General features: G+C 75.4%; 19 protein-coding genes. 8 read left to right on the top strand and 11 right to left on the bottom strand.

Annotated features, from left to right (window positions below):
• The first annotated feature begins 18 nt into the window (after positions 1–18).
• Both E5225_RS02325 and E5225_RS02320 read left to right on the top strand, forming a co-directional pair.
• A complete protein-coding gene (locus E5225_RS02325) occupies positions 19–795 on the top strand; it encodes an ABC transporter ATP-binding protein (protein ID WP_166436059.1) in 777 nt (258 codons plus the stop codon).
• An 87-nt stretch (positions 796–882) separates the two neighbouring features.
• On the top strand, positions 883–2,553 hold the full coding sequence (locus tag E5225_RS02320) for a leucine-rich repeat domain-containing protein (protein ID WP_136225281.1): 1,671 nt from the start codon (positions 883–885) through the stop codon (positions 2,551–2,553).
• Between the two features lie 36 nt (positions 2,554–2,589).
• Here E5225_RS02320 and map read toward each other — a convergent pair whose 3' ends face one another.
• Entirely contained in the window at positions 2,590–3,372 is a 783-nt protein-coding gene (gene map, locus E5225_RS02315) for a type I methionyl aminopeptidase (RefSeq protein WP_135973543.1), read from the bottom strand.
• A 64-nt stretch (positions 3,373–3,436) separates the two neighbouring features.
• Between map and E5225_RS02310 the strand changes: the two genes are divergently transcribed.
• Positions 3,437–3,742 carry a helix-turn-helix domain-containing protein gene (locus E5225_RS02310; protein ID WP_135973542.1) on the top strand — a complete coding sequence of 102 codons (306 nt, stop codon included), beginning with the start codon at positions 3,437–3,439 and terminating at the stop codon, positions 3,740–3,742.
• 3 nt (positions 3,743–3,745) lie between these two features.
• Here the strand turns inward: E5225_RS02310 and E5225_RS02305 are convergent, their stop codons facing one another.
• From E5225_RS02305 to E5225_RS02280, 6 genes are all read right to left on the bottom strand, one after another.
• Positions 3,746–4,687, bottom strand: coding sequence for a diguanylate cyclase domain-containing protein (locus tag E5225_RS02305; RefSeq protein WP_166435954.1), 942 nt, complete (start codon positions 4,685–4,687; stop codon positions 3,746–3,748).
• A 178-nt stretch (positions 4,688–4,865) separates the two neighbouring features.
• The gene (locus tag E5225_RS02300; RefSeq protein ID WP_135973540.1) at positions 4,866–7,367 is read right to left on the bottom strand and encodes a non-reducing end alpha-L-arabinofuranosidase family hydrolase; all 2,502 of its coding nucleotides are present in this window, start codon (positions 7,365–7,367) and stop codon (positions 4,866–4,868) included.
• 356 nt (positions 7,368–7,723) lie between these two features.
• Positions 7,724–9,253 (bottom strand): rhamnulokinase, encoded by a 1,530-nt coding sequence (locus E5225_RS02295; protein ID WP_135973539.1) that lies wholly within the window; start codon positions 9,251–9,253, stop codon positions 7,724–7,726.
• A gap of 8 nt (positions 9,254–9,261) precedes the next feature.
• Positions 9,262–11,325 (bottom strand): bifunctional aldolase/short-chain dehydrogenase, encoded by a 2,064-nt coding sequence (locus E5225_RS02290; RefSeq protein ID WP_135973538.1) that lies wholly within the window; start codon positions 11,323–11,325, stop codon positions 9,262–9,264.
• A gap of 5 nt (positions 11,326–11,330) precedes the next feature.
• Positions 11,331–12,548 (bottom strand): L-rhamnose isomerase, encoded by a 1,218-nt coding sequence (rhaI, locus tag E5225_RS02285; protein WP_135973537.1) that lies wholly within the window; start codon positions 12,546–12,548, stop codon positions 11,331–11,333.
• On the bottom strand, positions 12,545–12,943 hold the full coding sequence (locus E5225_RS02280) for an L-rhamnose mutarotase (protein WP_135973536.1): 399 nt from the start codon (positions 12,941–12,943) through the stop codon (positions 12,545–12,547). The genes rhaI and E5225_RS02280 overlap by 4 nt, the downstream gene beginning before the upstream one ends.
• A 210-nt stretch (positions 12,944–13,153) precedes the next feature.
• On the opposite strand from E5225_RS02280, the gene E5225_RS02275 reads away from it, so the two are divergent.
• Entirely contained in the window at positions 13,154–14,197 is a 1,044-nt protein-coding gene (locus tag E5225_RS02275; RefSeq protein ID WP_135973535.1) for a LacI family DNA-binding transcriptional regulator, read from the top strand.
• 137 nt (positions 14,198–14,334) lie between these two features.
• Here E5225_RS02275 and E5225_RS18185 read toward each other — a convergent pair whose 3' ends face one another.
• The 4 genes from E5225_RS18185 to E5225_RS02255 form a co-directional block, all read right to left on the bottom strand.
• The gene (locus E5225_RS18185; protein ID WP_135973534.1) at positions 14,335–14,808 is read right to left on the bottom strand and encodes a transcriptional regulator; all 474 of its coding nucleotides are present in this window, start codon (positions 14,806–14,808) and stop codon (positions 14,335–14,337) included.
• Positions 14,798–15,247, bottom strand: a complete 450-nt coding sequence (locus E5225_RS17405) for a hypothetical protein (protein WP_166435953.1) — start codon at positions 15,245–15,247, stop codon at positions 14,798–14,800. Before E5225_RS17405 ends, E5225_RS18185 begins: the two co-directional genes overlap by 11 nt.
• Positions 15,248–15,355: 108 nt before the next feature.
• Positions 15,356–17,653, bottom strand: coding sequence for an exo-beta-d-1,3/1,6-glucosidase (locus E5225_RS02260; protein WP_135973533.1), 2,298 nt, complete (start codon positions 17,651–17,653; stop codon positions 15,356–15,358).
• A gap of 456 nt (positions 17,654–18,109) precedes the next feature.
• A complete protein-coding gene (locus E5225_RS02255) occupies positions 18,110–19,207 on the bottom strand; it encodes a Gfo/Idh/MocA family protein (RefSeq protein WP_243738229.1) in 1,098 nt (365 codons plus the stop codon).
• Between the two features lie 118 nt (positions 19,208–19,325).
• Here E5225_RS02255 and E5225_RS02250 point away from each other — a divergent pair, with 118 nt between their 5' ends.
• The 4 genes from E5225_RS02250 to E5225_RS02235 all read left to right on the top strand — a co-directional run bounded on the left by E5225_RS02250 (position 19,326) and on the right by E5225_RS02235 (position 24,899).
• On the top strand, positions 19,326–21,362 hold the full coding sequence (locus tag E5225_RS02250) for a beta-galactosidase (protein WP_135973531.1): 2,037 nt from the start codon (positions 19,326–19,328) through the stop codon (positions 21,360–21,362).
• Positions 21,363–21,556: 194 nt separating this feature from the next.
• Positions 21,557–21,883, top strand: coding sequence for a hypothetical protein (locus E5225_RS02245; protein WP_135973530.1), 327 nt, complete (start codon positions 21,557–21,559; stop codon positions 21,881–21,883).
• A 76-nt stretch (positions 21,884–21,959) separates the two neighbouring features.
• The gene (locus E5225_RS02240; RefSeq protein ID WP_135973529.1) at positions 21,960–23,633 is read left to right on the top strand and encodes a bifunctional 3'-5' exonuclease/DNA polymerase; all 1,674 of its coding nucleotides are present in this window, start codon (positions 21,960–21,962) and stop codon (positions 23,631–23,633) included.
• Positions 23,634–23,690: 57 nt separating this feature from the next.
• Positions 23,691–24,899, top strand: coding sequence for a PrsW family intramembrane metalloprotease (locus E5225_RS02235; protein WP_243738228.1), 1,209 nt, complete (start codon positions 23,691–23,693; stop codon positions 24,897–24,899).

Raw genomic sequence — 24,899 nt, 5'->3', positions numbered from 1 at the left:
GACGACGAGAGCAGTGACATGAGCAGCACCCCCGCAGTCCTCCAGGCCACCGACGTCCACGCCGGCTACGGCGGCCCGCCCGTCCTGGACGGCGTCAGCCTCACCCTGCGCCCCGGCGACGCGGTCGGGCTGCTCGGGCGCTCCGGCGTGGGCAAGTCCACGCTCGTCGAGATCCTCGGCGGCCACCAGCGGCCCTGGCAGGGCCAGGTCACGCTCGACGGCGTCAACGTCTCCAAGCCCCCGCTGCGCCAGAAGAAGGCCATCAAGGCGCGGCTGCGCACGGTGCACCAGAACGGGCTGGCGGGCATCGACGCCCAGCGCACGGTCGAGAAGACGATCCAGGACGCGTTCACCGAGGCGCGCAAGGCCGGCCGCTCGACCAACAACGACGTCGAGGCGGCGCTCGGCGTCGTCGGCCTGCCGGTCCGGTTCGTCACGCGCACCGTCCAGTCGCTGTCCGGCGGCGAGCGCCAGCGCGTCGCGATCGCGCGCGCCCTGGCCGCGAAGCCGGACCTGCTGCTGCTCGACGAGCCGCTCACCGCCGTGGACCAGGCCATGCGCGAGGAGGTCGCCGCCGACGTCCGCGCCCTCGTGCGCGCCGACGGCATCGGCCTGCTGGTCGCGTCGCACGACGTGCGCCTGCTGGACCGCCTGACCGACACCGTGCTCGTCCTCGCGGAGGGGCGCATCGTCGAGTCCGGGCCGCTGGGCGACCTGCTGCGCGCGCCGCAGCACGAGGACACCCGGGCCCTGGTCGAGGCCCTGCCGGACGCGGTCGCCGGCCGGCTGCGCTGAGTCGGCCGGCTGGGCTGAGCCGGCCGGCTGGGCTGAGCCGGCCCGGGACGCGGACGGGTCGCGCCCGGCCCCGGTAGGTTGCACGCCGTGCTGCACGGAGCGGGTCGACGGCGCGCGGGTGCAGGCGCCCTCGCGGTGCTCGGCGCGGCCGCCGCCGCGCCGTGGACGTCGTCGTCGCACACCCTTCCCGTCGCCGGGCTCGCCCTGCTGCTGGGGCTCGTGCCGCTCGCCTGCCTCGCCGCCGGCACCGCCGGCACCCCGCCGACGCGCCGCACGCGCGCCGCCGCCGTGTCCGCGGTCGCGCTCGGCACCCTGCTCGCCGCGCTCGGCGTCCTCGCCGCGTCGCCGCTGGGCTTCCTCGACCTGCGGCTCGCGCTCGGCCACTGGCGGCTCACCGTCACCGCGGTGACGGCGTTCGCCCCGGTGGGCGTGGCGCTGCTGGGCGTCGCCGCCGTCCTCGTCGGCACCGGTGTGCTGCGTCGGCGGCGGCTGCCCGTGGCCCTCGCGGCGGGCACGTCCGCTGCCGTCGCGCTCGGCGCGGTCGTCGGCGTCGGCGCGCAGACCGTCGCCACCGCGGTCGCCCTCGCCCGGTACCGCACCGCGGCGCCGGTCGCGGCGCTGCTCGCCGACGGCTACGTGCCCGTGGGGGCCGTCGCGCTCGTCGCGGCGGTCGTCGCGACGTGGGCGGCGGTCCGGGCACCGCGCCGGCTCGCGCACTGGGTGCCCGCGCCGGTCGCCGCGCTCGACCCGGCGGCACGCCGCACGCGCGCGCGGCGGGGCGCCCTCGCCGCGGGGGCGGGCGCGGTCGTCGCCGTGCTCGTCGTGACCGGTGTCGTCGTCGCACGGACCGCGCCGCGGCTGCGGCTCGCGGACCTCGTCCCCGACCCGGCGCTGGCGGCGTGCCTCGCCCACGTCCTCGACGTCGCTCCCGACGCCTCCGTCTCGCGCTCGGCGCTCGACGCCGTGCGCACGGTCGAGTGCCGTCGGGACGACTCCGCGACGTGGGCGCCGGCCTCGGCACCCGCCACCGTCGCCTGCCGCGACCAGTCGCCCCGGCTCCCCGCCGCCGAAGGGGCCGCGAGCGCGGCGCCCGTCGACCCCTGCGTGCGTGACCTCACGGGCATCGACGCACTGCCGGAGCTCGTGGACCTCGACCTGAGCGGCCACGCGGTCGCCGACGTCGCCCCGCTGGCGGCCGCGGAGCACCTGAGCACGCTCACGCTCACGCACAACCCCGTCGCGGACCTGACCCCGCTCACCGGTCTGCCGCTCACCGACCTCGGCCTGTCGGGCACGGACGTCGCCGACCTGACGCCGCTCGCGGGCGCACCCGGGCTGCGCCGGCTCGGCCTCGCCGGCACCGGCGTCGCCGACCTGACGCCGCTCGCCGGCGCGACCGGCCTGACCGAGCTCGACCTGTCCGGCACCGCGGTCGCCGACGTCACGCCCCTCGCGGCGCTGACCGGCCTGACGCGGCTCACGCTCGCCCGGGCCCGGGTCGCCGACCCGTCCCCGTTGGCCGCGCTCCCCGCCCTGACCATGCTCGACGTACGCGAGAACCGGATCACCGACGCCGCGACGCTCGTGGCGCTGCCCGCCGTGGACGAGCTGTGGCTCGGCGGCAACCCCGTGGCCGACCTGCGCCCGCTGCTCGGCATGCCCGCGCTGCTCGGCGTCGACGTCGAGGGGCTGGACCCGGCGACGCCGGGCATCGACGAGCTGCGCGCCGCCGGCGTGTACGTGGGCGGCCTCGCGTAGCGGGTGCCGCCCGGCCGCGGGACGCGCTCCCTCGGGCTACCGGTGCGCGTCCGACGGGAGCGTGAGGATCTCGGCCCCGTCGTCCGTGATCGCGATCGTGTGCTCGCGGTGGGCCGTGCGGCAGCCCGTCGCGCTGCGCAGCGTCCAGCCGTCCGCGTCCGTCACGAGCTCGTCGGTGTCCGCCATGACCCACGGCTCGAGCGCGAGCAGCAGCCCGGGGCGCAGCGGGTAGCCGCGGCCGGGCCGCCCGGCGTTGGCCACGTGCGGGTCCTGGTGCATCGTCGACCCGACGCCGTGCCCGCCGAACTCGGTGTTGACCGGGTAGCCGGCCGCGGCGAGCACGGTGCCGATCGCGTGCGAGAGGTCCCCGACGCGGGCACCCGGCCGGGCCGCGGCGATGCCCGCCTCGAGCGCCCGCTCGGTGGCGTCGATCATCGCGAGGTCCTCGGGACGCTGCGTCGCCCCGACGACGAAGCTGAGGGCGGAGTCGGCGACGACGCCGTCCTTGGACACGGCGAGGTCGAGGGACACCAGGTCGCCGTCGGCGAGCGTGTAGTCGTGCGGCAGCCCGTGCAGCACGGCGTCGTTCACGGACGTGCAGACGTAGTGGCCGAACGGGCCGCGCCCGAAGGAGGGCGCGTAGTCGACGTAGCAGGACTGCGCACCGGCCTCGGTGATCATGGCCTGGGTCCAGCGGTCGATGTCGAGCAGGTTCGTGCCCACGGCGGTGCGGCTGCGCAGCGTCTGCAGGATGTCCGCGACGAGGGCGCCGGTGACGCGCGCACGGGCCAGCTCGGTGGGGCTGAGGATCTCGATCATGGGGCGCCTTCCGTGTCCTGCGACAACTATCCCGGTCATGCTATCCCGGTACTAGAATCCCGGGATGGTCCGGTTGCCGCTCACCCCCGCCGACGTCGAACGCGGCCGGCGCCTCGGCGCCCTGCTGCGCCGCGCCCGTGCCGAGCGCCCGATGCTCGCGACCGCCCTCGACGCGGGCGTCTCCCCCGAGACGCTCCGCAAGATCGAGTCCGGCCGCGTCCCGACGCCGTCGTTCGCGACCGTCGCGGCGGTCGCTGCCGTGCTCGGCCTCTCCCTCGACGCGGTGTGGGCGGAGGTCAGCCGGGGCGAGGCCGCCGACGGCGCCGCCCCGGGCGCCGCCCTCGACCGGGGCGCGCGGCTGGCCTCGTAGGCGTCAGTGCCGGTCCCGCGTCGGCAGGCCCGCGGGCGCCGACGCGCGCGGCGCCGAGCGCAGTCCCCGCTCGACCTCCAGGAGCAGCAGACCGGGGTCCGCCCACCCCGCGAGCGACGTCGACGTCGTGGCGCGCAGCGTCACCGGCAGCCCCGCGCACGCCCCGACGAGCCGCGCGCCCAGCGTGGCCGCGAGCTCGGTGGCGCGGTCGTCGTACACGGCCGGCAGCAGCACCAGGACGCCGAACGCGTCGCCGTCGATCCGCCCGACGACACAGCCCGCGGGCGCCGCGTCGCACAGCCGGGACGCGACCGTGCGCAGCGCGTCGTCGCCGGCGTCGAGCCCCGCGGACGCGTTGAGGTGCGCCATGCCGTCGACGTCGAGCCCCACCAGGAGCAGCCGGCGCCGCGTGCCGGGGACCGCACCGGCAGCCCACTGCGTCGTCGTCGCGACGAGGTGCGCGCGGGAGAGCACACCCGTGAGCGGGTCCCGCGCGGCGCGGTCGGCGAGGGCCGAGGTGAGCGCCTGCACGAGGTCGGCCGTCGACGCCGCGGACCACGACGGACCGGGGACGAGCACGTCGTCGTGCCGGACGGTCGCGTCCCGGGCCATGGCGGCCCGGGCGGCGTCGACGACGCTCGTCCCCGCGTCCAGCACGAGCGGCGCCCAGTCCGCGGCGCGGCCGACCTCACGGCGCGTCATCACGGCACGGCCGTAGCCCAGCCGCCCGGTCATCACCTCGGTGTACCGGTGCCGGGTGAGCAGGCCGACCCTCCCGCCCTGGGCGTCGTGCACGACGACGCAGCTGCGCCGGGGCGCGCGGAACAGCACCTCGATGTCGCTCATCACGTCGAGCGCGGACACGACCTGCACGGGCGCGCTGACCTCGCCGAGGCGGGCGGGCGCGGGGGCGGGGGCCGGCAGGGCGGGGGTGGCGGTCGGCACGCACGCCATGATCGGGGCCGCGCGCCCGGTGCGGGGCCCGGTCGTCCGGTGGCCGTGCAGCGTTGGCCGAGACTTCACGACCCCGGCGCCGCGTGGTCGCCCCGGACGCCCCGGTCCGGCCGCCGTCACCGAGAGCGACGGCCGGACCGCCTGCCTCAGCAGGTGGGAAGGCCTGGCGTCAGCAGGTGGAGTTCGTCTGCGTCAGCAGGCCGAGGCGCCACGGCAGCGAGTTGTAGTCGCCGCCCGACCCGGGTGCGAGCCCCTGGTAGAGGTACTCGAGCTTGCACGGGCTGATCTCCATGGTCTGGTCCACCACACCACGCCGGACCAGCTCCCCGTGCGAGATGTCGTTCGTCCAGACGCCGCCGGGGAACGACACGTTGTTCGCCCGCGCGAACGGGTTGCTCTCCTCGTCCGCGAGGTCCGTCCACGGCCCCGTGATCTGCGGCGCCGTCCACGAGCGGAACCAGCGGCGCCCGTCCGAGCCGATGGCCTCGTGCACCATCAGGTACTGCTGCTGCCCGGCGACCTTGTAGACGTTCACCGCCTCGAACAGCCGGTTGCGGTTGGCGTCCTGCATCGCGATGACGGTGTTGGTGAACCCGTTCGGGAAGCTCGCCAGCGTCGTCTCGGAGCGGTACAGGTGCCCGTTGTCGTCGGAGGAGAACAGGTAGCACTTCTGGGCGTCGCAGACGTTCCAGAAGTCCACCCAGTGACCGTTGCCGATGTTGTCGCGGATGATCTGCGGCTGGCTGCCGTAGAAGTTCTTCGGCGCGGACCACGACGACGGGTCGGCGATGTTCGTGGTCGTCGAGTACGAGCCGTTGCCGGTCTGGTAGACGAGGTACCAGAGCTTCTGCGGCTCGAACCAGAACACCTGCGGCGCGGCCCGGTAGCCCGTGCCGATCGCCGTCCGGTCGAGGTAGTGGTGCGGGGCCGAGGATGCCTGCGACCAGTCGGTGAAGCTCGTGTACATCAGGTTGTAGCCGTTGTTCGCCCACACCGTCGCGAAGACGTGGTACTTGCCGTCGTGGAAGACGACCGACGGGTCCTTCACGGAGGCGGTGGTGTGCGAGGCGTCCGACCGCGGGCTGATGAGCGCCCCCGACGACGACCAGCGGAAGCTCGTCGGCAGCGCGCCCGTGGGGAGCGTCGGGGTGGGGGTGGGTCCCGTCGTCGGCGTGGCGGTCGGCTGCGTCGTCGGCGACGCGGTCGGCTGCGTCGTCGGCGTGGCGGTCGGCTGCGCCGCACCGTTGCACGGGACGCCGTTCAGCGCGAACGCGGTCGGGAGGGGTTTCGCCGAGCCGGAGAAGCCGCCGTTGAACCCGATCTCCACGGTGCCGCCCGTGGGCAGCGAGCGGTTGTAGTCGGCGTTGCGGATCGTGACCTGCTGCCCGCTCTGCGTGGCGACGCCGTTCCACGCCTGCTGCACCGTCTGGTTGCCCGGGAAGGCGAACGTGAGGGTCCAGCCGTCGAGCGCCGCCCCCCGGTTGGTGACCGACACGTTCGCCGTGAACCCGCCGGGCCACTGCGACGGCACGCGGTAGGTCACCTGGCAGACGCCCGTGCCGGGGTTCTGGGTCGGCTGCTGCGTGGGCTGCTGCGTCGGCTGCTGCGTCGGCTGCTGGGTGGGCTGCTGCGTCGGCTGCTGGGTGGGCTGCTGCGTCGGCGGCGCCGCGTTGAGCGCGTCGAGCACGGCGGTGTAGGCCGCCTTCTTGTTGCCCGCGGAGTCGAAGAGCAGCGGGTTCGTGCCCGTGCGCCACGAGTCGTTGTCCCGCACGCCCCACACGGTGATGCCCGTGCAGCGCGGGACGGCGAGGCACGCCTGCGTGACCTGCCGGTAGGCGGTGGCCTGGTTCGACCCCTGCTGGATGTCGAGCTCGGTGATCTGCACGTCGACGCCGAGGTCGGAGAACCGCCGGAGGTTCGCCTGGTAGTCGCCCGGCACGGTCGTGCCGAGGTGGGACTGGAAGCCGACGCAGTCGATCGGCACGCCACGGGACCGGAAGTCGCGGACCATGTTGTAGACCGCCGTGGACTTCGCGTTGACGCCGTCGGTGTTGTAGTCGTTGTAGCAGAGCTTCGCGGCCGGGTCCGCGGCGCGGGCGGCGCGGAACGCGGCCTCGATCCAGTCGTTGCCGGTGCGCTGCAGGTTCGAGTCACGGCGCGACCCGCGGCCGTCGTCGGCGAAGGCCTCGTTGACCACGTCCCAGCTGTGGATCTTGCCGCGGTAGTGCGTCGCGACCCGCGTGACGTGGTTGAGCATGGCGTTGCGCAGCGCCTGGCCGGACATGTTCTGCATCCACCCGGGCTGCTGGCCGTGCCACGCGAGCGTGTGACCGCGCACCTTCTTGCCCTTGCCGAGGGCGTAGTTCACGATCCGGTCGCCGTTGGTGAAGTTGAACTGGTTCTGGTTCGGCTCCGTGGCGTCCATCTTCATCTCGTTCTCGGCCACGATCGAGTCGAACTCGCGGTCGACGATGCCCATGTAGGTCGCGTCGTTCATCTTGCCGACCGTGATCGCGGCGCCGTAGTACCGGCCGCTCTGCTGGGCGGCGGCACCGAGGGTGCTCGCCGCGGCCTGCGCCGGCAGGGCCGCGAGGGCCCCCGTGAGCGCGAGGGTCGCGACCGTGGTCGCGGCGACGAGGACCCGTCGTCCGCGTCGCGTCGTCTGGTGCATGCGTCAGCCTCTCTGCGTCGCCCGCCGCAGGCGGCGGGCGGGACGGACGGCGGACCGGGACGCGCCTCCTCGGTGCGCCGGCACGAGGCGCGCGCGGGCCGCGCACGGGGTGCGGGGCTCGGGTGCGCCGGCGCGCCGGTCCGGCCGCGCGGGGGGTGTCGTGGCCCTCCGCGGCGGTCGGCCGAGGGGGTGCGGTGGTGCCCCGGAACGGCCGTTGTTTGCGCTAACAATGCAGCCCCGGCGGGGTCGTCGAAGCGCGTGCGTCGGATCAAAAACGCTTCACCGGCCCGATTCCTACATCCGTGCAGAAGGGCCCACGGGGCCGCGGCACCGCGGGGACCTCGCCGCCGGACCCGTCAGGCCGGGACGCCGCCCCGGTCGCCCGTGCCCCACAGCCGGCGCTCGGCCGCGTCCCACCGGGCGGCTGCGGCGGGGTCGGGCTCGTACCGGACGAGGTCGAGTCCGCGCGCGCCGACGGCCCGCAGGTCCGCCAGCGACCCGCTCAGGACGCCCGCGGCGCGCGCCTGGACCAGCACGTTGCCCAGCGCGGCGCCCTCGACCGGGCCGGCGACGACCGGCAGCCCGGTGGCGTCGGCGGTCAGCCGGCACAGCAGCGTGTTGCGCACGCCGCCGCCGACGAGGTGCACGACCGCCACGTCCCGCCCGGACAGCGCCGTCGCCTGCCGCACCGCGCGCCGGTACGCCAGCGCGAGGGAGTCGAGGACGCAGCGCACGGTCTCGGCCTGCGACCGCGGCGGCGTCTGGCCCGTGCGTGCCGCGGCCGCGGCGATGCGCGCCGGCATGTCGCCGGGCGGCAGGAAGTCGGGGGCGTCGACGTCGACGACCGTCGTCAGGCCCGGCACCTGCGCGGCGGCCGCCAGCAGGTCGGGCAGCTCCGCGGGCAGCCCCGCCTCGTGCCACGTCCGCAGCGACTCCGAGAGCACCCACAGGCCCATGACGTTCCTGAGGTACCGGACGGTGCCATCGACGCCGGCCTCGTTGGTGAAGTTCGCGGCGCGCGACTCCTCGGTGAGCACGGGCGCGGGCAGCTCGAGCCCGACGAGCGACCACGTCCCGCAGGAGACGTACGCGAAGTCGTCCCCCGTGGCGGGCACCGCGACGACCGCCGACGCGGTGTCGTGCGAGCCGACCGTCCACACGGGCAGCGGGGCGCGGTGGCCGATCTGCTCCGCGAGGTCCGGGCGGACGTGCCCGAGCAGCTCGCCGGCGTCGCGCAGCGGCGGCAGCAGGCCCGCGTCGACGCCGAGCCGCCGGGCCAGGTCCGTCGCCCACGTGCGGGTCGTGGCGTCGAGCAGGCCGGTCGTCGACGCGTTCGTCACCTCGGCGACCTGCTCGCCCGTGAGCCACGCGCCCAGCAGGTCGGGGACCAGCAGCGCGCGCCGGGCCGCGTCGAGCTGCGCCGTCCCCTGCGCCGCGACGAGCTGGAACACCGTGTTGAACGGCTGCACCTGCAGGCCCGTGCGGGCGTACAGCTCGGCCGCGGGCACGACGCCGAAGACGCGCTCCGGGACGCCGTCGGTGCGCCCGTCCCGGTAGTGCACGGGGTTGCCGAGCAGCGTGCCGTCCGCGTCGAGCAGGCCGTGGTCGACGGCCCACGAGTCGATCCCGACGCCCGCCAGCGGCCCCGCCTCGCGCGTGGCCGCCCGCAGGCCGTCGAGGACCCCGCGCCACAGCGCGAGGACGTCCCAGTGCAGCGTCGTACCGCCGGCCCCCGGCACGGGCACGGGCCCGTTGGGGAACCGGTGGACCTCGTGCAGGCCGACCCGCGGGCCGGCGCCGTCGTCGTGCACGCGCCCGACGATGACGCGCCCGCTGGACGCCCCGAGGTCGACCGCGGCGAACGCGGCCGGCTGCCGTCCCGTCACGCCCGACCTCAGCGCAGGAACGCGGCGGCGACGCCGGAGTCGACGGGCACGTGCAGGCCGGTGGTCTGCACGAGGTCCGGGCCGGTGAGCGCGAACACCGCGGCGGCGACGTGCTCGGGCAGGACCTCCTTCTTCAGCAGCGTGCGCTGCGCGTAGTACTCGCCCAGCTTCTCCTCCGGCACGCCGTAGACCGCGGCGCGCTTGGCGCCCCAGCCGCCGGCGAAGATGCCGGACCCGCGCACCACCCCGTCGGGGTTGACGCCGTTGACGCGGATGCCGTGCTCGCCGAGCTCGGCGGCGAGCAGCCGGACCTGGTGCGCCTGGTCGGCCTTGGTCGCGGAGTAGGCGATGTTGTTGGGGCCGGCGAACAGCGAGTTCTTCGACGCGATGTAGACGATGTCGCCGCCCATACCCTGCGCGACCATCGCGCGCGCCGCCTCGCGGGCGACGAGGAACGAGCCGCGCGCCATCACGTCGTGCTGCAGGTCCCAGTCCCCCACGGTCGTCTCGAGCAGCGGCTTGGAGATCGACAGGCCGGCGTTGTTGACGACGAGGTCGACGCCGCCGAACGCGAGGCTCGCGGCACGGACCAGCCCGGCCACCGCGTCCTCGTCGGTGACGTCCGCGTGCACCGCGACGGCCACGTCCGGGCCGCCGAGCGCGTCCGCGACCTCCTGCGCCCCCGCGAGGTTGACGTCCGCGACCACCACGCACGCGCCCTCGGCCGCGAGCCGCTCGGCGATCGCCCGGCCGATGCCCGAGCCCGCGCCCGTCACGAGCGCGACGCGCGTGGCCAGCGGCTTCGGCCTCGGCATCCGCGCGAGCTTGGCCTCCTCGAGCGCCCAGTACTCGATGCGGAACTTCTCCGCCTCGTCGATCGGCGCGTACGTGCTGACCGCCTCGGCGCCGCGCATGACGTTGATGGCGTTGACGTAGAACTCGCCCGCGACGCGCGCGGTCTGCTTGTCCTTGCCGAACGAGAACATGCCCACGCCGGGCACCAGCACGATCGCCGGGTCCGCACCGCGGATCGCGGGGCTGTCGGGCGTCGCGTGGCGCTCGTAGTACGCCGCGTAGTCCGCGCGGTACCGCGCGTGCAGCTCCCGCAGGCGCGCGACGACGTCCTCGAGCGGCGCGTCGGCGGGCAGGTCGACGACCAGCGGCGAGACCTTGGTGCGCAGGAAGTGGTCGGGGCACGACGTGCCGAGCGCGGCCAGGTGCGCGAGCTTCTCGCGGGCCACGAAGTCGAGGACGACGTCCGTGTCCGTGTAGTGGCCGACCTGCGGGCGGTCCGTCGACGCGAGGCCACGGACCACGGGCGCCAGCGCGGCCGCCCGCTCCCGCCGCTCGCCCTCGGGCAGCGGCTCGGACCCGGGACGCACGGCACCGAACGGGTGCGTGCCCCCGGCGGCCAGCGCGGCCGTGCGCCCGGCGACGAAGCGCTCCGCGGTGCGGACGATCTCGAGCGAGCGCTCCTCGGCCTCGTCCGACGTGTCGCCCCACGCCGTGATGCCGTGGCCACCGAGCACGCAGCCGATCGCCTGCGGGTTCTTCTCCCTGATCTCGGCGATGTCGAGGCCGAGCTGGAAGCCGGGGCGGCGCCACGGCACCCAGACGACGCGGTCGCCGAACACCTCGGAGGTCAGGGCCTCGCCGTCGGCCGCGGTCGCCAGCGCGATGCCCGCGTCCGGGTGCAGGTGGTCGACGTGCGCGGCGTCGACGAGGCCGTGCATGGCCGTGTCGATCGACGGTGCCGCGCCGCCCTTGCCGTGCAGGCAGTAGTCGAACGCGGCGACCATCTCGTCCTCGCGGTCCACGCCCGGGTAGACGTCGACGAGCGCGCGCAGGCGGTCCAGCCGCAGCACCGCGAGGTTCTTCTCCGTGAGCGTGCCGAGGTCGCCGCCCGAGCCCTTGACCCACAGCAGCTCGACGTCCTGGCCCGTCACCGGGTCGGTCGCGATCCCCTTGGCCGAGGTGTTGCCGCCGGCGTAGTTGGTGACCCGCGGGTCGGCGCCCAGGCGGTTCGAGCGGGCGATGAGCTGCGCGGCGGGCGACGGGTTCGTCGTCGTCATGGCGGTCAGGCTCCCCATCCGGCCTGCGCGCCACCGACGCGCATCGCCACGATCGTCTCGGCGTAGCCGCTGCGGCGGTAGGCGCCCAGCGGGTCGGGGTCGAGCCCCTGCGACTCGCGCAGCCCCGCCAGCAGCGGGCGCACGTCGGTGTTGTAGGCGTCCATGAGCAGGCCGTTCGCGCCGAGGACGTCGCCGTCCTGCTGCGCCTGGGCGAGCGCGTCGGCGTCGACGAGCAGCGCCTTCGCCGTCGCCTCCTGCACGTTCATGACCGACCGGATCTGCGCCGGGATCTTGGGCTCGATGTTGTGGCACTGGTCGAGCATGAAGTTGACGCCCGAGTCGGGTGCGAGCGCCCCGCCCTGGACGATCTCGTGCAGGATCCGGAACAGCTGGAACGGGTCCGCGGCGCCGACCATGAGGTCGTCGTCGGCGTAGAAGCGGCTGTTGAAGTCGAACGCGCCGAGCCGGCCGACGCGCAGCAGCTGCGCGACGATGAACTCGATGTTCGTGTTGGGCGCGTGGTGGCCGGTGTCGAGCACGACCATCGCGCGCTCGCCGAGCGCCAGGCAGTGCAGCAGCGACGTGCCCCAGTCCGGCACGTCCATCGTGTAGAAGTACGGCTCGAAGAACTTGTACTCCAGGATCAGCCGGTGCGCGGGGTCCGCCGCGGTCAGTGCCGCGTAGATCTCCTGCAGCGACTCGGCGAGGCGGTCCTGCCGGCCGCGGATCGAGTCCTGCCCCGGGTAGTTCAGGCCGTCGGGCAGCCAGATCTTGAGGTCGTGCGAGCCGGTGGCGGCCATGACGTCGATGCACTCGAGGTGGTGCGTGACGGCCTTCTTGCGCACGCGCGGGTCCGGGTGCGTGAGCGACCCGAGCATGTAGTCGTCGTCCTGGAACAGGTTCGAGTTGATGCCGCCGATCGCCACGCCCTGGTCGGCCGCGTGCCGGGCGAGCGCGTCGAAGTCGTCGACCTTGTCCCACGGGATGTGCAGCGAGACGCGCGGGGCGGCTCCGGTGAAGCGGTGCACCTGCGCGGCGTCGGCGATCTTCTCGTACGGGTCGCGCGGCACGCCCGCCTGCGCGAACACCTTGAACCGCGTGCCGGAGTTGCCGAACGCCCAGGACGGCAGCTCGATGGTCTGCTGCGCGAGGGCGGCGAGCGCGCGCTCCTCGCGCGTGCCGGTGCCGCCGGCTGCTGTCCTGCCGGCTGCTGTGTCGCTCATCGGTGCTGCTCCTGTGTGCTCTCGGTGGGGGGCGGTGCCGGGGCGGAGGGCCCGGTGGGGAGCCCGGCGGCGGCGAGCTGGCCCTCGAGGTGGAAGACCTCGTCCAGCAGGACGAAGCCCTCGTCGGGGTTGCCGTCGTCGACGAAGAGGTCGGCCATCCGTGCCTGCCAGCGGGCGTTGACGTCGGTGGCCGCCATCGCGGCCTGCGCGGCGGCGTAGTCGTCGGTCTCGAGGACGCCGACCAGCAGGCCGTCGGGCGACAGGAAGAGGCGGTAGTCCCGCCACCCGGTGTCCCGCAGCGCCTCGAGCATGTCCGGCCACACGGCGGCGTGCCGGCGGCGGTACTCCTCGAGGTGGTCCGGGTGCACGTGCGAGACGAAGCACACGCGGGTCATCGTCGACCTCCGGAAGTTCGCCCTTGAAACGATTCATGGTCACTGTAAGGACGGCCCGCCGACGGTGTCAACCACGGGCCCGCCTGACCACGGATCGCGCTTTCCGCCATCATGGCACCGCGGCGGCCCCGCTGTCCCGGCCCGCCTGCACGGCCGCCGCGCGGGCGTCGATACGATCGCTGCACCAGCCGCGACCAGGAAGGGGCGTCGATGGCCACCAAGGGCAACGGCCGCCCACGACGTCCGTCGATCACCGACGTCGCCCGCCGCGCCGGCGTCTCCGTCGGCACCGTCTCCAACGTCCTCAACCGCCCCGACCAGGTCACGCCCACCACCCGCGAGCGCGTCCAGGCCGCGATCGACGAGCTCAGCTTCGTCCGCAACGCGTCCGCACGGCAGCTGCGCGCCGGCACGATCCGGACCGTCGGCGCGATCGTGCTCGACCTGGCGAACCCGTTCTTCACCGAGGTCGCGCGCGGCATCGAGGACCGGCTGGCCCCCGACGAGTACACGCTCATGCTCGCGTCGTCGGACGAGGACCCCGAGCGTGAGGCCCGCTACCTGCGGCTGTACGAGGAGCACGGCGTGCGGGGCGTGCTCGTGACACCGTCGCAGGGCTCGCTCGAGACGATCCTGGCGCTCCGCGAGCGCGGCATCGGCGTCGTCCTGCTCGACGCGACGACGGCGGTCGAGGACGTCTCCAGCGTCGGCGTGGACGACGTGCGGGGCGCCGCCCTGGCCGTCGAGCACCTGCTCGACCTCGGGCACGAGCGCATCGCGTTCATCAACGGCCCCGACAGCATCCGGCAGTGCGTCGACCGGCGCGCGGGCGTCGTCGCGGCGCTCGTGGCGGCCGGGCGCGACCCGGCGGACGTGCTGACGGAGGTGACCGTCGGGTCGCTCAACGCCGACGCGGGCGAGAAGGCGATGCACGAGCTGCTGGACATCGACCCGTCGCGCCGGCCGACCGCGACGTTCTGCGTCAACGACTTCACCGCGCTCGGCGCGCTGCGCGCCCTGCGCTGGGCGGACGTGCGCGTGCCCGACCAGATGGCCGTCGTCGGGTACGACGACGTCGCGATCGCGCCGATGCTCACGGTCCCGCTGACGTCGGTGCACCAGCCGACGCACACGCTGGGCTGGACCGCCGCCGACCTGCTGCTGCGCGAGGCGGCCGCCGACGGCGACACCGAGCACCAGCGCGTCCTCTTCCAGCCCGAGCTGGTCGTCCGCACGAGCACCGCCGGCCCCTGACGAACCGGCCCCTGGTCCGCCGGGTAAGGCGCCCCGGCGAGGTGCGGAGGAGCCGGCGTATGGCGTCGAGAAGCCGGCACATCTGCACCTCGCCGCCTGGCATGCGCGGACGGCAGGGGCGCGCGGCCGGTGCGGGGTCAGCCCGTGGTGCCTTCGGCGATCGCGCGCAGCTCGGCCACGTGGGCGGAGAACGCCCGCCGTCCCGCGCGCGTCAGGCGCAGCCAGGTCGTCCGGCGGCGGTCGAGGCGGTGCACCGACGCGGCCTTGCGCACCTCGACGAAGCCGGCGTCGGCCAGGACCTTGAGGTGCTTGGACAGCGTCGCGTCGGACACGCCGAGGGCGTCGCGCACGACCGCGAACTCCAGGTGGTCGACGCCGGCGAGCAGCCCGCACGCCCGCAGGCGCACCGGGGCGTGGATGACCTCGTCGAACTGCGGGACGACCTCCTCGGCGGCGTCCGGGGGCGCGTCGTCCGGCCACCCGTCGAGCGCCCCGTCCGCGGGCGCCGCCGCATGCTCGCCGGGCGCCCGGCCACCGGCCGCGTCGCGGGGCCCTCCGCCGTCGTCGCCCGCGGCGCCGGCCCGCGCAGCCCCGGCGGCGTCAGCGGACACGGTGCACGTCCCGGCGGACCACGGCCTCCAGGCGCCGCACCAGCGCGTACGTCGCCGCGCCGGCCGCGAGCGCCGGCAGCACGACCCACGCGTGCAGACCCCCGGCCACGAGCCCGAAGGACACGCTGAGCAGCAGCAGCACGACGGCGAGCAGCGCCACGACCAGGCCCGCTCCGGCGACGCCGCCGCCCCGCGGACGCACGAGCCGCTGCTGGTGGGCGAGGACGGAGAGCGCGAGCACGCCGCCGAAGATCATCGAGACGACCGGCGTGGGGTCGTCGCCGAGCAGCGGCACGGCCACGTACGCGGCAGCGAGCGCGGAGACCGCGGGCACGTACCAGGCGGGGCCCGCCGCCTGCTGCGCCAGGGCGGCGCGGTCGCCCTCGAGGTCCGCGAGCAGCTCGCTCGCGCGTCGGGGGTCGGTCGAGTCGTTTTCCATGTCGGTAACTCTAGTGTTTCTTTCCGCCAGGGCAAGTCATTGCCGCGCCCGCGCACGGCCGCCCGGGTCCGACGTCGCCGGGACGCCGGACCGGGGCGGCGTGCGGCGTCAGCCGGCGACCGTGAACCCCGCGCGCAGCAGGTCGCGGTCGCGCGACGACCGCCCCACCAGCAGCTCGAAGTCGCCGGGCTCGACGACGCGCCGGCCCTCCGCGTCGACGATCGTGCAGTCGGCGACGGGCACCTCGACGTCCACCGTCACCGACTCCCCCGGCGCCACGTCGACGTGCCGGTACGCCTTGAGCTCCTTCTCCGTCCACGTCAGCGACGTCACGAGGTCGCTGACGTAGACCTGCACGACCTCGTGCGACGGGCGCGTGCCGGTGTTCGTCACGGTGACCTGCGCACGGACGGTGCCGTCCGCGCCGAGCGTCTGCTCCGCGACCGTCAGGTCCGTGTACTCGACGCTCGAGTACGACACGCCCTCGCCGAACGCGAACGCCGGGTCCTGCGTGAGGTCGGCGTACCGCGTGCCGTGCTGGCCGCGCAGCTGGTTGTAGTAGACGGGCTGCTGGCCGACGTGCCGCGCGAACGTGACGGGCAGGCGCCCGGCGGGCTCGACGAGGCCCAGCAGCAGCTCCGCGATCGCCCGCCCGCCGCGCATGCCGGGGTTCGCGGCCCAGACGACCGCGTCCGCGCCGAGCGCCGAGTCCGGCAGGACCAGGGGCTTGGAGGCGATGACGACCACGGTCATCGGCGTCCCCGTCGCCGCGAGCGCGTCGAGCAGCGCGACCTGGCCCCCGACGAGCTCGAGCGTCGCGGTGGACCGCGTCTCACCCATCAGGCCGATCGTGTCGCCGACGACCGCGACGACGTGGTCGGCCGCCTCCGCCGCCGCGACCGCCCCGGCGACCATGGCCGCGTCCGGCTCGGCCGCGTGCATGATCGGCATGCGCGGCTGGCCGTCCGGGTAGACCTCGCCGTCCGGGTCGGGGCCCAGCTCGCCGATCTCGGCGCCCTGCGCGTACGTGACGGTCCAGCCGGCGGGTGCGACGGCGCGCAGGCCGTCGAGCACCGTCTCGGACATGTGCCGCGGGTGGCCCTCCTCGCGCATCCAGTCCACCTGGCCCGAGCGGCCGGCCCAGTCGCCGAGCTGCGCGTCGACGTCGTCGGCGTTCGGCCCGACGACCGCGACCGTCCGCGGCGCCGGCGCGCCGGCCGGGCCCGTCGCGCGTCCGTCGTCGCCCGCGACCAGGTCGCCGCCGAGCGGCAGCACGCCACCCTCGTTGCGCAGCAGCACGAGCGAGCGACGCGTGACCTCGAGGTTCGCCTGCTGGTGCGCGGCCGACCCGATGACCTGCGCCTGGCGGGCCGGGTCCGGGCGGCGCGGGTCCTCGAACAGCCCGAGCTCGAACTTCACCGTGAGGATGCGCGCGACGGCGGCGTCGATCTGCGCCTCCGTGATCAGCCCGTCCGCGACCGCCTTCTGCGCCCCCTCGAAGAACCCGGGCGTCGTCATCACCATGTCGTTGCCGGCGTTCACCGCCATCGCGGCGGCCTGCGTGTGGTCCGCGGCGATCTTCTGCTCCCACACCATGCGCCCGACGTTGTCCCAGTCGGTGATGAGCGTGCCCGTCCAGCCCCACTCGCCGCGCAGCACGTCCTGCAGCAGCCAGCTGTTGACGACGATCGGCACGCCGTCCGTCGACTGGTAGCCGATCATGAACGTCCGCGCGCCCTCGCGCGCCACCCGCTCGAACGGCGGCAGGAACCACGAGCGCAGCTTGCGCCGCGAGATGTCCGCCTCGGACGCGTCCCGCCCGCCCTGCGTCTCGGAGTACCCCGCGAAGTGCTTCGCGCACGCGAGGATCGCCGTCGGGTCGGTCAGGCCGTCGCCCTGGTACCCGCGGACCATCGCCGCCGCGAGCTCGCCGAGCAGGAACGGGTCCTCGCCGAACGTCTCGTTCACGCGCCCCCAGCGCAGGTCGCGCGTGATGCAGACGACCGGCGAGAACGTCCAGTGCAGGCCCGTCGACGACACCTCGACGGCCGTCACGCGCGCCATCAGCTCCGCGGCGGCCGGGTCCCACGACGACGCCACGCCGAGCTGGGACGGGAAGATCGTCGCACCGCGCCAGAACGAGTAGCCGTGGATCGCGTCGTCGGCGACCAGCAGCGGGATGCGCAGGCGCGTGCGCCCCACCGCGTCGAGCGCCTCGAGGACCCGCTGCGGCGACGAGTGCAGGATCGACCCGACGTGCATGTCCTCGACGAGGTCGTCGACCCCGGGCTGCGCGTCGAGCTGCAGCATCTGCCCGACCTTCTCGGGCAGCGTCATGCGGCTGACGAGGTCGGCGACCCGCTCACCGATCGGCAGCGACGGGTCCTGGTACGGGAGCGTGTCCACGACGGTGTCCTCTTCGACGTTCGGATCGTTACGACCGGCAGGACGACGCTAGCGGACGGCACCCTCCGCCCCCACCGCTGCGCCCCTCCCCGGCCGCCCGCGGCGCGCCCACCTGCCCGGCCGCCGCCCAGGCCCCGACCTCGTCACTCGCGCGCCGACCTCGTCACTCCTGGATGACGAGGTCGCGTCAGAGTGACGAGGTCGCCGATCGCCATGGCGGGCGGTGGCCGCGACGCGCGCGGACCGCAGCACGCGCCGAGATCGCCGGTTCCGCACCGAGGTCGCCGCTCGTGAGAGGCGAACTCGGCGCCGGACCGGCGAACTCGGCGCCGGACCGGCGAACTCGGCGACGCCGGGGCGGGACGTGAGGCGTGCGACCGGGGTGGGCGGCGGGCGGCGGGCCTGCGGACGTCACGCGGGCGAACCCGTGGGCGTCAGGCCCCGGTCCGGTACGCGTCAGGCGCGCGACCAGGGGGCGCCCGGGCCGGCCATCGTCGTGTACGACGGGTGGCCCGGGGCGATCTCGCCGCGGCGGACCGGGCGGCCCGTGAACGCCGACGCGTAGATCGACGCCACCAGGTCGAGGGTGTCGCGGGCCTCGCGGAGGCTCACGGGCAGGGCCGTGCCGGCGTCGAGCGCGTCCAGCACGGCACCCACCTGGCCGGCGTGCGAGCTGCCGGGCGCGTCGGGGTCGAGGCCGTCCGTCCACCACGACGCCGCCTCGGGGTGCCCCGGGGCCGCCGTCACGCGCCAGTCCTGGTCGGTGTAGCCGTAGAGGTGCTCGACCTCGACGGTCGCGTTCTCGGTGTCGACGCGGATCGCGGACGTCTCGCGCGGCGAGAGCAGCGAGTTCATGACGGTCGCGAGGGTCCCGTCGGCGAAGCGGACGACGGCGGCGGAGACGTCCTCGGTCTGCGTCGGCCGGGCGCGGCGGGCGGCCATCGCGGTGACCTCCTCCCACGGCCCGAGCAGCGCGAGCAGCAGGTCCATCTGGTGGATGCCGTGCCCCATGGTCGGGCCGCCGCCCTCGACCTCCCACGACCCGCGCCAGGGCGCGTCCCAGTACGAGTCCCCGCGGAACCACAGCGTGTCGCACACCGCGACGAGCGGACGTCCGAGCGGGCGCCCCTCGCCCAGCGCGTCGGCGACCCGCAGGCCGGCGTGCCCGAACCGGTGCTGGAACACCACGGCGACGTCGACGCCGGTGCGCTCGCTCGCGGCGAGCAGCTCGTCCATCTCGGCGAGCGACAGGGCCGGCGGCTTCTCCACCAGCACCGGCACCCCGGCCTCGAGGCACTGCGTCGCCAGCGCGACGTGCGTGCCGGGCGGCGTGCACACGTGCGCGAGCGCGGGCCGGACGCCGTCGACGCCCGCGAGCGCGGCCGCCAGGTCCGTGCCGGAGCGCGGCACGCCCGTCTCGTCGGCGAACGCGCGGGCGCGGTCCGCGTCGACGTCGACCACGGCAGCCACCCGGGCCCGCTCGGCGTGCTCGCGGACGGCGTGGACGTGCGCGTGGGCGATGGCTCCGCCACCGACGACGATGGTCTCGTGCACGAGGGGTCCCTCCGGGTCGTGGGTCCGCCACGACGAGGGCCGGGGCCGTCGTCGGCGACGGTGAATCGGTTCACTACTGTAGGTGACGCCCGCCACTCGACGAGGAGAGAGCGACACCGTGACAGCATCCGCGCAGCACCCCGACCGCGCACGATGGCCCCTGGGGCTCGACGGCATCGGCTTCGGCGGCGACTACAACCCCGAGCAGTGGCCCCAGGACGTCCGCGAGGAGGACGTGCGCCTCATGCAGGAGGCGGGCGTCACGATCGTGAGCCTCGCGATCTTCTCCTGGGCGCGCATCGAGCCGCGTGAGGGCGAGCTCGACTGGACCTGGCTGGACGAGACGATGGACCGCCTGCACGCCGCCGGCATCCGCGTCAGCCTCGCCACCGCGACCGCCAGCCCGCCGCCGTGGCTGACGACGAAGCACCCCGAGATCCTGCCGGTACGCGCCGACGGCGCCGTGCTCTCGCCGGGCTCGCGCCAGCACTACCGGATCGCCTCGCCCGTCTGGCGCCGGTACGCCGTCGCGATGGCCCGCCGGGTCGCCGAGCGGTACGCCGACCACCCGGCGCTGGCGGTCTGGCACGTCGACAACGAGATCGGCTGCCACGTCCCGCACGACTACTCCGAGGACGCGGCCACGGCGTTCCGCGCCTGGCTCGTCGCCCGCTACGGCACCGTCGAGGCCCTCAACCACGCGTGGGGCACGGCGTTCTGGTCGCAGCAGTACGGGTCGTTCGACGAGGTGCTGCCGCCCCGCACCGCCGCGACGCTGGTCAACCCGACCCACCGGCTCGACTTCGCGCGGTACTCCTCCGACGAGCTGCTCTCGTACTGCACGGACCTGCGGGACGTGCTGAACGAGGTCACGCCGACCGTCCCGTGCACGACCAACTTCATGGTCCAGCGGGTCACCGGGAACATGGACTACGCGCGCTGGGCCGACGAGCAGGACGTCGTCTCCAACGACCACTACGTCTTCGCCGACGACCCGGCGCCGCAGGTCGAGCTCGCGTTCAGCGCCGACCTCACGCGGTCGGTCGCGGGCGGGCGGCCGTGGATGCTCATGGAGCACTCGACCTCCGCCGTGAACTGGCAGGGCCGCAACCGCACGCGCCCGTCCGACGAGTCGCTGCGCCACTCCGTGCAGCACCTCGCGCACGGCGCCGACGCGATCATGTTCTTCCAGTGGCGCCAGTCCGCCGCGGGCGCGGAGAAGTACCACTCGGCGATGCTGCCCCACGCCGGCACCGACACGGACGTGTGGCGCACCACCGTGCGCCTGGGACGCCTCCTCGAGGCGGTCGGCGAGGTCCGCGGTGCCACGCAGCGGCCGCGCGCCGCGGTGCTGTTCGACTGGCCCTCGGCGTGGGCGACGCAGCTCGGCTCCCACCCGACGGACGCGCTGGACCCGCGGCAGCTCGCCGTCGCGCTGCACCGCGCGCTGGCCCGCCGGGCGGTCGAGGCGGACGTCGTGCGCGCCACGGCGGACCTGTCCGGCTACGACGTCGTCCTCGTGCCGGCCCTGTACCTGCTGAGCGACGAGGGCGCGGCGGCCGTCGCCGCCGCGGCCGAGCGCGGGGCGTCGGTGCTGGTCACGTTCTTCTCGGGGATCGTCGACGAGAACGACCACGTGCGCCTCGGCGGCTACCCGGGCGCGTTCCGCGACCTGCTGGGCGTGCGCACGGAGGAGTTCTGGGCGCTGCAGGCCGACGAGCGCGTGCGCCTCGACGACGGCACCGAGGCCGAGCTGTGGAGCGAGAAGGTGCACGCGCTGGACGGCACCGAGGTGGTCCGCACGTTCGCGGGCGGCCCGCTCGACGGCGTGCCGGCCGTGACGCGCCGGTCCGTCGGCGCGGGCGCCGCCTGGTACCTCGCGACGTGGCCGAGCGACGCGGACGGGCTGCAGCGGGTCGTCGACGCGCTCGTCGAGGAGTCGGGCGTGCCGCGCGTCGTCGCGGACCTGCCCGAGGGCGTCGAGGTCACGCGCCGCGTCGCGGACGACGGCCGCACGTGGCTGTTCGTGCTCAACCACACCGACGCGCCGGTGCGCGTGGCGGCGTCCGGGCGGGCCCTCGTCGACCCGCGCGACGTCGACGGCACGCTCGACGTCGCGGCCGGCGCCGTCGAGGTGGTGCGCGAGACCCACTGACGGGCACCGACGCGGACGCACCGCGGGACGCACGACGGCCGCGGCGCACGGGACCCCCGGGCGCCGCGGCCGCGTCGCGCGGACCCCGAACGCGTCCCGGTCGGTCCGCGACGCGCATCCCGACCAGCGCGGACGTATCAGCGGCACCCCGCCGGCCCCCTACCCCTCGGACGGACCGACGGGAGGGCACCACCATGCACAGGATCACGGCCACGTCGGCGCTCACGCACGCGGCGTGCGTGCTGCTGCGGACGTCGGAGACGGTGACCGCGACGCTGCACCGCGACGGGCCGACCCTCGTCGCGCACGTGTTCACGGTCGACGGGGTGACGACGCTCGCGTGGCCGTCCGACCCGGTGCTCGACGCGATGCTCGCACCCGGCACCGCCTACGATGCGGGCCTCGCGGCGGTGCTCCTCGACGAGGCCACGGGCGACGTCCTGGTCACGCTCGACGGCCCCGACGGGGACCTGTGGATGGCGATCCCGGGCGCAGCCGTCCGGGCGGCGCTGACGCGCTGACCCGCGCCGGCCGCGCCGGTCGTCTCGCGCCGGCGCCGCGTGCGCCCGGCGTCGGTGGCAGGCGGGAGGATGAGCCGTGCCCGCGTACGTGCTCGTCGCCCCCGACGCGCCCGGGCGTACCGTCACGCTGGTCGACCTCGACGAGCACGCGGCCGAGACCGGGCGTCGCACCGTCGCCGCCGACGCCCTGCCGGCGGAGGTCCGCCGCGTCGAGGACGCCCACGCCGGCGCCCCGCCGCGGTGGGTGTGGGACGACACGCGCACCCGCTACCCGGCGCTGCTGACCGCGGGCGTCCGGGTCGAGCGGTCGCACGACCTGCGGCTGTGCCACGCGATCCTGCGGCACTCCGCGACCTGCGCGGCCTCGCACCTCGCCCAGGCGCCACCGGGCCCGTGGGACGCCGACGCCCCGGTGCCCGTCCCGCACGCACCGTCGCTCTTCGACGCCCTCGACGACGACGCCCCCGCCGCCGTCCGCGACCCGCTCGCCGAGCTGCGCGCCCAGCTCGGCGCCGTCGCGGGCTCCCGCCACCCCGGCCGCCTGCGCCTGCTCCTCGCGGCCGAGTCCACCGGCGCCCTGGTCGCCGCCGAGATGCACCACGACGGCCTGCCCTGGGACGCCGCCGTGCACGACCGCATCCTCACGGACCTCCTGGGCCCGCGGCCGTGGGGCGGCGCCCGCCCGCAGCGGCTCGAGGCGCTGGCCGACGAGGTCCGCACCGCGCTCGTCGCCCCCGCGCTCAACCCGGACTCCCCGCCGGACCTGCTGCGCGCGCTGCGCCTGCAGGGGTTCGACGTGCAGTCCACGAGCAAGTGGGAGATCCGCGGCCTCGACCACGCCGTCGTCGGGCCGCTGCTGGAGTACAAGAAGCTGTCCCGGCTGCTGTCCGCGAACGGGTGGGCGTGGCTCGACCAGTGGGTGCACGACGGGCGGTTCCGGCCGGACTACGTCGTCGGCGGGGTGGTCACCGGGCGGTGGGCGTCCGACGGCGGCGGTGCGCTGCAGCTGCCCGCGCAGGTGCGCGACGCCGTGCGGGCCGACCCCGGGTGGCGGCTCGTCGTCGCCGACGCCGCCCAGCTCGAGCCGCGCGTGCTCGCCGCCATGTCCGGCGACCGCGACATGGCGGCCGCCGCCCGGCACGCCGACCTGTACCAGGGCGTCGCCGACGCGGGCGTCGTGCCGACCCGCAAGGACGCCAAGTACGCGATGCTCGGCGCGATCTACGGCGCGACGACCGGCGCCTCCGCCCAGCTCATGCCGCACCTGGCGCGGGCGTTCCCGCGGGCGGTCGCGCTGGTGGAGGGCGCCGCGCGGGCGGGCGAGCGGGGAGAGGTCGTGACGACGTGGCTGGGCCGGTCGTCGCCGCCGGCGTCGGACGCGCTGCGGTCGGCGCTGACGGCCGCGACGGGCGAGGGGGCGGGCGCCGACGACGTCCGCGAGACCCGCCGCCGGGCGCGCGACCGCGGGCGGTTCACCCGGAACTTCATCGTCCAGGGCACCGCCGCCGAGTGGGCCATGTGCTGGATGGCGTCCCTGCGGCGGCGCCTGCGCGGCATCGACGGGCGCCCGCACCTCGTGTTCTTCCTGCACGACGAGGTCGTCGTGCACTCCCCCGCCGACGTGACCGACGAGGTCGCCGCCGCCGTCCGCGACTCGGCCGACGAGGCGGGGCGCCTGCTGTTCGGCGACGCCCCGGTCGAGTTCGCGCTCGACCTGTCCGTCGTCGACTCGTACGCCGCCGCGACCTGACACCGCCCACCCGGGTGGTCGGCGGCGCTCGTCGGGGGCCGGCACTAGGGTTCCAGCGTGTCCACGAGCCCCTACGCCGCCACCGGTACGTCCGGGTGGCCCGGCACCCCCAGCACCGCGACCTCCCACCAGCCCGCTGCCATGCCCACGCAGTGGGCGGGCGGACGCGGGCGGTCCGCCGGGGCCACGGTCGTCGCGGCCGTCGGGATCGCGCTGGCGGGGCTCGCGGCGCTGGCCGGCATCGCGTTCGTCATGCTCGAGGTGGGCATGGGCCCCGGTCTGACGGGCACGCTGCTCGCGCTGGTCCCGCTCGCGCTCGTGCTCGCGGGCGTGCGGTGGCTCGACCGGTGGGAGCCGGAGCCGCGCGGCGCGCTGGTGTTCGCCCTGCTGTGGGGTGCGGGTGTCGCCGTCCTCGTCTCGGCGGTCGTCAACGACCTGGCGGCGTGGACCGTCGCGAACGCCACGGGCAGCCTGGACGCGGGCGTCATGGCCGCCGCCGTGGTGTCCGCGCCGATCGTCGAGGAGTCCGCCAAGGGGGCGGGCGTCCTGCTGCTCTTCCTCACGCGGCGCCGGTACTTCGACGGCGTCGTCGACGGGATCGTCTACGCCGGGGTGGTCGCCGCGGGCTTCGCGTTCACGGAGAACATCCTCTACTTCGGCCGCGCCGGCGGCGCGCTGGCGGAGACGTTCGTGCTGCGCGGTCTCGCGACGCCGTTCGCCCACCTGCTGTTCACCGCCTGCATCGGCGCGGCGCTGGGCCTCGCGGCCCGGTCCCGCAGCCGCGGCGCGATCTGGTGGCTGCTGCCCCTGGGCCTGCTCGCCGCGATGGTGGCGCACTCGCTGTGGAACCTGACGTCGATCCTCGCGGGCGGCTCGTACATCGGCATCTACCTGCTCGTGCAGGTGCCCGTCTTCCTCGGCGTCGTCGGCATCGCGCTGTGGCTGCGGGGCAAGGAGCGCCAGGTCGTGGAGGTGCGCCTCACGGAGTACGCGCGCGCCGGCTGGTTCGCCCCGCACGAGGTGCAGATGCTCTCGTCCCTGCGGCTGCGCCGGGCCGCCGTGGCCTGGGCGGGCCGCGTCGGCGGGCCCGTCGCCGCCGAGGCCATGCGCGACTTCCAGCGGCGGGCGACGACGCTCGCGTTCCGCCGTCAGCTCGCGGTCAACGGCCGGGCGGACCTGCGCACGCACGGCCTCGACGAGCGCGAGACGCTCGCGTCGCTCACGGCCGACCGCGGACGCGTGCTGGCGTCCGCCGGGACGCTCTGA

Source organism: Cellulomonas shaoxiangyii (genome assembly GCF_004798685.1).
GTDB classification, from domain to species: domain Bacteria; phylum Actinomycetota; class Actinomycetes; order Actinomycetales; family Cellulomonadaceae; genus Cellulomonas; species Cellulomonas shaoxiangyii.
The sequence above is the reverse complement of the archived record's forward strand: the minus strand, read 5'-3'. Positions and strand labels throughout refer to the sequence as shown.

Excerpts from the sequence above, each read along its gene's own strand:
- E5225_RS02325 (WP_166436059.1), top strand. The coding sequence starts at position 19 with ATGAGCAGCACCCCCGCAGTCCTCCAGGCCACCGACGTCCACGCCGGC.
- map (WP_135973543.1), bottom strand. The coding sequence starts at position 3,372 with ATGATCGAGATCCTCAGCCCCACCGAGCTGGCCCGTGCGCGCGTCACC.
- E5225_RS02310 (WP_135973542.1), top strand. The coding sequence starts at position 3,437 with ATGGTCCGGTTGCCGCTCACCCCCGCCGACGTCGAACGCGGCCGGCGC.
- E5225_RS02300 (WP_135973540.1), bottom strand. The coding sequence starts at position 7,367 with ATGCACCAGACGACGCGACGCGGACGACGGGTCCTCGTCGCCGCGACC.
- E5225_RS02290 (WP_135973538.1), bottom strand. The coding sequence starts at position 11,325 with ATGACGACGACGAACCCGTCGCCCGCCGCGCAGCTCATCGCCCGCTCG.
- rhaI (WP_135973537.1), bottom strand. The coding sequence starts at position 12,548 with ATGAGCGACACAGCAGCCGGCAGGACAGCAGCCGGCGGCACCGGCACG.
- E5225_RS02280 (WP_135973536.1), bottom strand. The coding sequence starts at position 12,943 with ATGACCCGCGTGTGCTTCGTCTCGCACGTGCACCCGGACCACCTCGAG.
- E5225_RS02275 (WP_135973535.1), top strand. The coding sequence starts at position 13,154 with ATGGCCACCAAGGGCAACGGCCGCCCACGACGTCCGTCGATCACCGAC.
- E5225_RS17405 (WP_166435953.1), bottom strand. The coding sequence starts at position 15,247 with ATGGAAAACGACTCGACCGACCCCCGACGCGCGAGCGAGCTGCTCGCG.
- E5225_RS02245 (WP_135973530.1), top strand. The coding sequence starts at position 21,557 with ATGCACAGGATCACGGCCACGTCGGCGCTCACGCACGCGGCGTGCGTG.